Source organism: Mesorhizobium sp. M7A.F.Ca.ET.027.03.2.1 (genome assembly GCF_003999175.1).
GTDB lineage: Bacteria > Pseudomonadota > Alphaproteobacteria > Rhizobiales > Rhizobiaceae > Mesorhizobium.
In genome coordinates, this window is the sequence record NZ_RZOM01000522.1 from 1 (window position 1) to 4155 (window position 4155).

5 protein-coding genes and 1 pseudogene are annotated in these 4155 nt (G+C 61.4%); 5 read left to right on the forward strand and 1 reads right to left on the reverse strand.

The features are described 5' to 3' along the window. A pseudogene (locus EN750_RS40870) lies at positions 1-105 on the forward strand (histone deacetylase); the annotation flags it as partial. A 66-nt stretch (positions 106-171) separates the two neighbouring features. Here the strand turns inward: EN750_RS40870 and EN750_RS21245 are convergent. After that, positions 172-435, reverse strand: coding sequence for a DUF6460 domain-containing protein (locus EN750_RS21245; RefSeq protein ID WP_013533620.1), 264 nt, complete (start codon positions 433-435; stop codon positions 172-174). A gap of 273 nt (positions 436-708) precedes the next feature. Between EN750_RS21245 and EN750_RS21250 the strand changes: the two genes are divergently transcribed. The 4 genes from EN750_RS21250 to EN750_RS21265 all read left to right on the forward strand — a co-directional run. Continuing rightward, the gene (locus EN750_RS21250; RefSeq protein ID WP_189526359.1) at positions 709-1698 is read left to right on the forward strand and encodes a glycosyltransferase family 2 protein; all 990 of its coding nucleotides are present in this window, start codon (positions 709-711) and stop codon (positions 1696-1698) included. Next, positions 1691-2392 carry a class I SAM-dependent methyltransferase gene (locus tag EN750_RS21255; RefSeq protein ID WP_127397551.1) on the forward strand — a complete coding sequence of 234 codons (702 nt, stop codon included), beginning with the start codon at positions 1691-1693 and terminating at the stop codon, positions 2390-2392. The genes EN750_RS21250 and EN750_RS21255 overlap by 8 nt, the downstream gene beginning before the upstream one ends. Positions 2393-2402: 10 nt before the next feature. Continuing rightward, entirely contained in the window at positions 2403-2837 is a 435-nt protein-coding gene (locus EN750_RS21260; protein ID WP_281035562.1) for a GtrA family protein, read from the forward strand. A gap of 38 nt (positions 2838-2875) precedes the next feature. Further along, positions 2876-4155 (forward strand): hypothetical protein (locus EN750_RS21265; RefSeq protein ID WP_127397552.1); only part of this gene is annotated, 1280 nt, incomplete at its 3' end.

The window sequence follows — 4155 nt, forward strand, 5'->3', positions numbered from 1 at the left end:
GTTCCGGTGTGTGGCGTCATCGGCGGTGGCTATTCAACTGATGTGCCCGCACTCGCGGCGCGCCACGCCATCCTGTTCGAGGTCGCCGCGGGCTACGCCCGATAGCACGATCTTGTCCAAAAACCGGGTGCCAGGGTTCGCTGACGCGGACCTGCGGTTCGGGATCATGCTCTACTTCCGGTAGTTGGCGAGCCTCAACAGGATGAAGGCCGGCACGACGATAGCCGCGCCCAGCAGGATATAGCCGAGGAAACGGTCGATCGCGTGGAAGCCAAGATTCCACAGGTCCATGAAGAATTTGCGGATGCCGTAGAGCACATCCATCGGCGACCAGCCGAAGGCGTTCATGACCAGGCCGACGAGGAAAGACACCACCAGCAGTTTCAGGATCACCTTGAGCGGCGAGTCGCCAAGAAAGCGCGTCAATGCGGACAAGGCCCGTCTCCAGATTGAGGTACCCAGGCTAGAGGGCGTCAGCCAGACATACGCACTTGGCTTGTCCGCTTCAAGCCGGGAGTTCTGCGGGATAGCGAGACACCGAGCATAGTGTGGCCGCAAGCCGAGCCCAGGCGCATGGCAGACTGTCGGCTACTGCCGCAGCGATCCCGCTGGCTTATCTGTTTTCTAACCAATTGCCGCTATTCCCAATCGAATAGCGGGAGCAAGGCTTTGGTGGAGACGGAGAGAAACACCGCGCGACGCGGCGTCATGCTGTCGGTGGTCATCCCATGCTACAACGAGCTGGATGGCGTGGCCGAACTGCATCGGCGGGTAACGGCCGCATGCCTTGAACAAGGCCCTTCCTACGAGATCGTCCTTGTCATCGATGGCGCGACCGACGGCACGCGCGAAGCCATTCTCCAGCTGGCTGAAAAGGACGACCATGTCGTCGCCATCGACCTTGCCCGCAATTACGGCCATCAGATCGCGTTGAGCGCCGGGCTCGAATTCTGTCGCGGCCAGCGCATTCTCATTCTCGATGCCGACCTGCAGGATCCACCTGAACTGCTCGGCGCGATGATGACGAAGATGAACGAAGGCTTCGATGTGGTCTACGGCCAGAGGCTGACGCGCGATGGCGAAAGCTGGTTCAAGCTCGTTTCCGCGTCCATGTTCTATCGCTTGCTGCGCCGGATGGTCGACGTCGACATAGCCCCGAATACCGGTGATTTCCGGCTGATGAACCGTCGCGCGCTCGACCATCTGAACGCGATGCCAGAGCGTTACAGGTTCATTCGCGGCATGGTGAGCTGGATCGGGCTGAAACAGGTGGCCTTTCCCTATGAGCGGCACCGCCGCTTTGCCGGAACCACCCATTATCCGCTGAAGAAAATGCTTCTTCTGGCGGTCGACGCGATGACCAGCTTCTCCATCGTCCCTTTGCGGTTCGCCTCGCTGCTCGGAATGATGTTCGGGCTTCTGGGCCTGGTCGTGCTCGGCTACACGCTGCTCGAATGGTCGGTCGGAAACGTGTTGCCCGGCTGGACCAGCCTTGCCGCGATCGTGCTGATCCTCGGCAGCGTCCAGCTTATGGTGCTCGGAATCTTCGGCGAGTATCTCGGGCGCATGTACATGGAGACAAAGCGGCGGCCGCTCTACTTCGTCAACGAGATCGTTTCGCGCAGCCAGGCGGTGGAGGACGGCGAATTGCCGGTCCATCGCCTGCAGGAGATGGCAAAGAGGGCCGCACGTGCTTGAGGCGGAGTTCGACCAGTTTGCGCGGGAATATCAGGAGCAGCATGCCGCAAGCATAAGGCTGAGCGGCGAAAACCCGGATTTCTTCGCCAGGTACAAGATCGACGACGTCGCCGCGACGCTGCGGCGGGCCGGTGTCAAACCGCGACGAATACTGGATTTCGGCGCCGGCGTCGGCAATTCGCTAGGCCATATGCGCAACGCGTTTCCCGACGCGGAGATCACCTTGCTCGATCCTTCGCGGGAATCGCTCGACATCGCCAGCAAGCGCTTTCCCGGCCAGGCCGCCTTCACGCATTTCGACGGCAAGACAATTCCTTTTGCCGACGGCAGCTTCGACCTGGCCTTCGCGGCCTGCGTCTTCCACCATATCCCCGAGAACCTGCAGATCGGACTGTTCGCCGAAATCGGCAGGGTGCTGGCCGATGGCGGCAGCTTCTTCGTCTTCGAACACAATCCCTGGAACCCGCTGACCACGCACGCGGTGAGAAACTGTGCCTTCGACGAAAACGCGGTTTTGATAAATTCGCGCGAGATGCGCGGGCGCATGGCCGAGGCGGGCCTTGCCGACACGAGGATCGTCTACCGGATTTTCTTTCCTCGGATGCTTGCGAGACTGAGGCCGTTCGAGCGCTTCCTCACCAAGGTACCTGTCGGAGCCCAATATTTTGCGCATGTGGTCAAGCCTGCCGTTTGACTTCCCGAGGATGCTGCGATTTGGCGCCGTCGGTCTGTTGAACACGGCGCTGGGATACGCGGTCATCCTGGCCGGGCTTGCGCTCGGTCTGGGCGACATCCTTGCCAACGCCACGGGTTATGCCGCCGGCCTTGTCCTCGGCTTCTTCCTCAACCGCCAATGGACCTTCAGCAGAGCCGATGGCTTCCAGCCCGGAACCGCGCTGCGCTACGGGGGTGTCTTTCTGGTCGCCTACAGCATCAATCTGGCCGTCGTGATCGCCGCCCGTTCGGCAGGCATCGTCGAAAACCCGCTGGTCCACCTCGCGGGAATCTGCGTCTATTCGGTGGTTTTCTACCTTGGCTCGGCCCGCTTCGTGTTTGTGGGACGTGGGGACGACAGCACCGACCGCACAGTTCGGGTGGCCGACAAGCCTCGGCGGCAGCCCGCCAGTCCAACACCTTGAACCCAACTGTCACCGGAACCGATCAGAGGCGGCGCATCATGAACGACGCTCAGGCCAGTGTGGCGGCCGCGACATACAACGAGCGGAACAGGCTGATCTTCTGCCTGCTCGCGGCCTTGGCGATGGCGGGTGCGTTGGCTGCCCAGGCAGGCGCCACCCTGCAGGATCCCGACAGCTGGTGGCAAGTGAAAGTCGGTCTCGATTTCCTGACAACCCGGACATTTCCGACGGTCGATCCTTACTCCTACACGTTTGCCGGCCAGCCCTGGATTGCCAAGGAATGGCTGGGGCAGGTCCTGCTGGCTCTTGCCTACCGGGCGGGCGGCTGGAACGGGGTCGTCACCGCGATCATCGCCTCGATCTCCCTGACGGTTTTCCTCATAGGGTGGTTTCTCAGCGCATGGCTGAAACCGATCCTGGCGATTACACTGGCCTTCGCGGCGGTGTTCCTGATCAACCCGATCTTCACGGCGCGTCCGCATGTCTTCACCTTCCCGATCATCGTCATCTGGACGGCGGTGCTCTTCGGTGCGGCAAGGGAAGAACGGGCGCCGCCCTGGTGGCTGCTTGTGCTGGTCGTATTATGGGCGAACCTGCACGCCACCTTCACCTTGAGCTTCGTCATCGCGGCTTTCGCCGGTCTCGATCTGCTGGCGCGCACGGGCCTGTCAAAACCGGCCCTGCTGGCGAAGTGGATCGCGTTCGGCCTGCTTTGCCCGCTGGTCAGCCTGATCCACCCGTACGGCGTCCAGGCCATCCTGGCGACGCTCGCCGTGGCTTACGGCAATGAGGCAGTGTCGCTGATCATGGAATGGAAACCGTTCAATCCGCCGGACAGTCCCGTCCAGGAAGCGGTGATGCTGCTGGCGCTTTTCGGGCTACTGGTGTCCCGATTGCGAATCGGCTGGGCCAAGGCGTTGTTCGTCGTCTTCACCTTGCATGTCTATCTCGCCCATGTGCGCTTCATGTATCTGTTCTTCCTGCTGATTCCGCTGGTGATGGCGGCAGAGGTCGCACAGCAATATCCCTCGCTTTCAGCCACCGCATGGCTGGCCGAAAAGCGCGACGGGCTGGAGAGATTCTTAGCCAGACGGTTCTACGCCATCTGCGGCACGGCAGCCGTTCTGCTGATTGGCGGGGTCGCTGTGCTCGGCAGCGTCTATCAGGTAGCGCCAAGTCCGAAGACATCGGCCAGCGGGGCGCTGGCATTCGCGCAAAGCCATCATCTATCCGGCAACGTGCTGCATTCCTACAATTTCGGCGGCACGCTGATTTTCCACGGGTTCAAGACCTATATCGACGGACGGACGGACCAGCT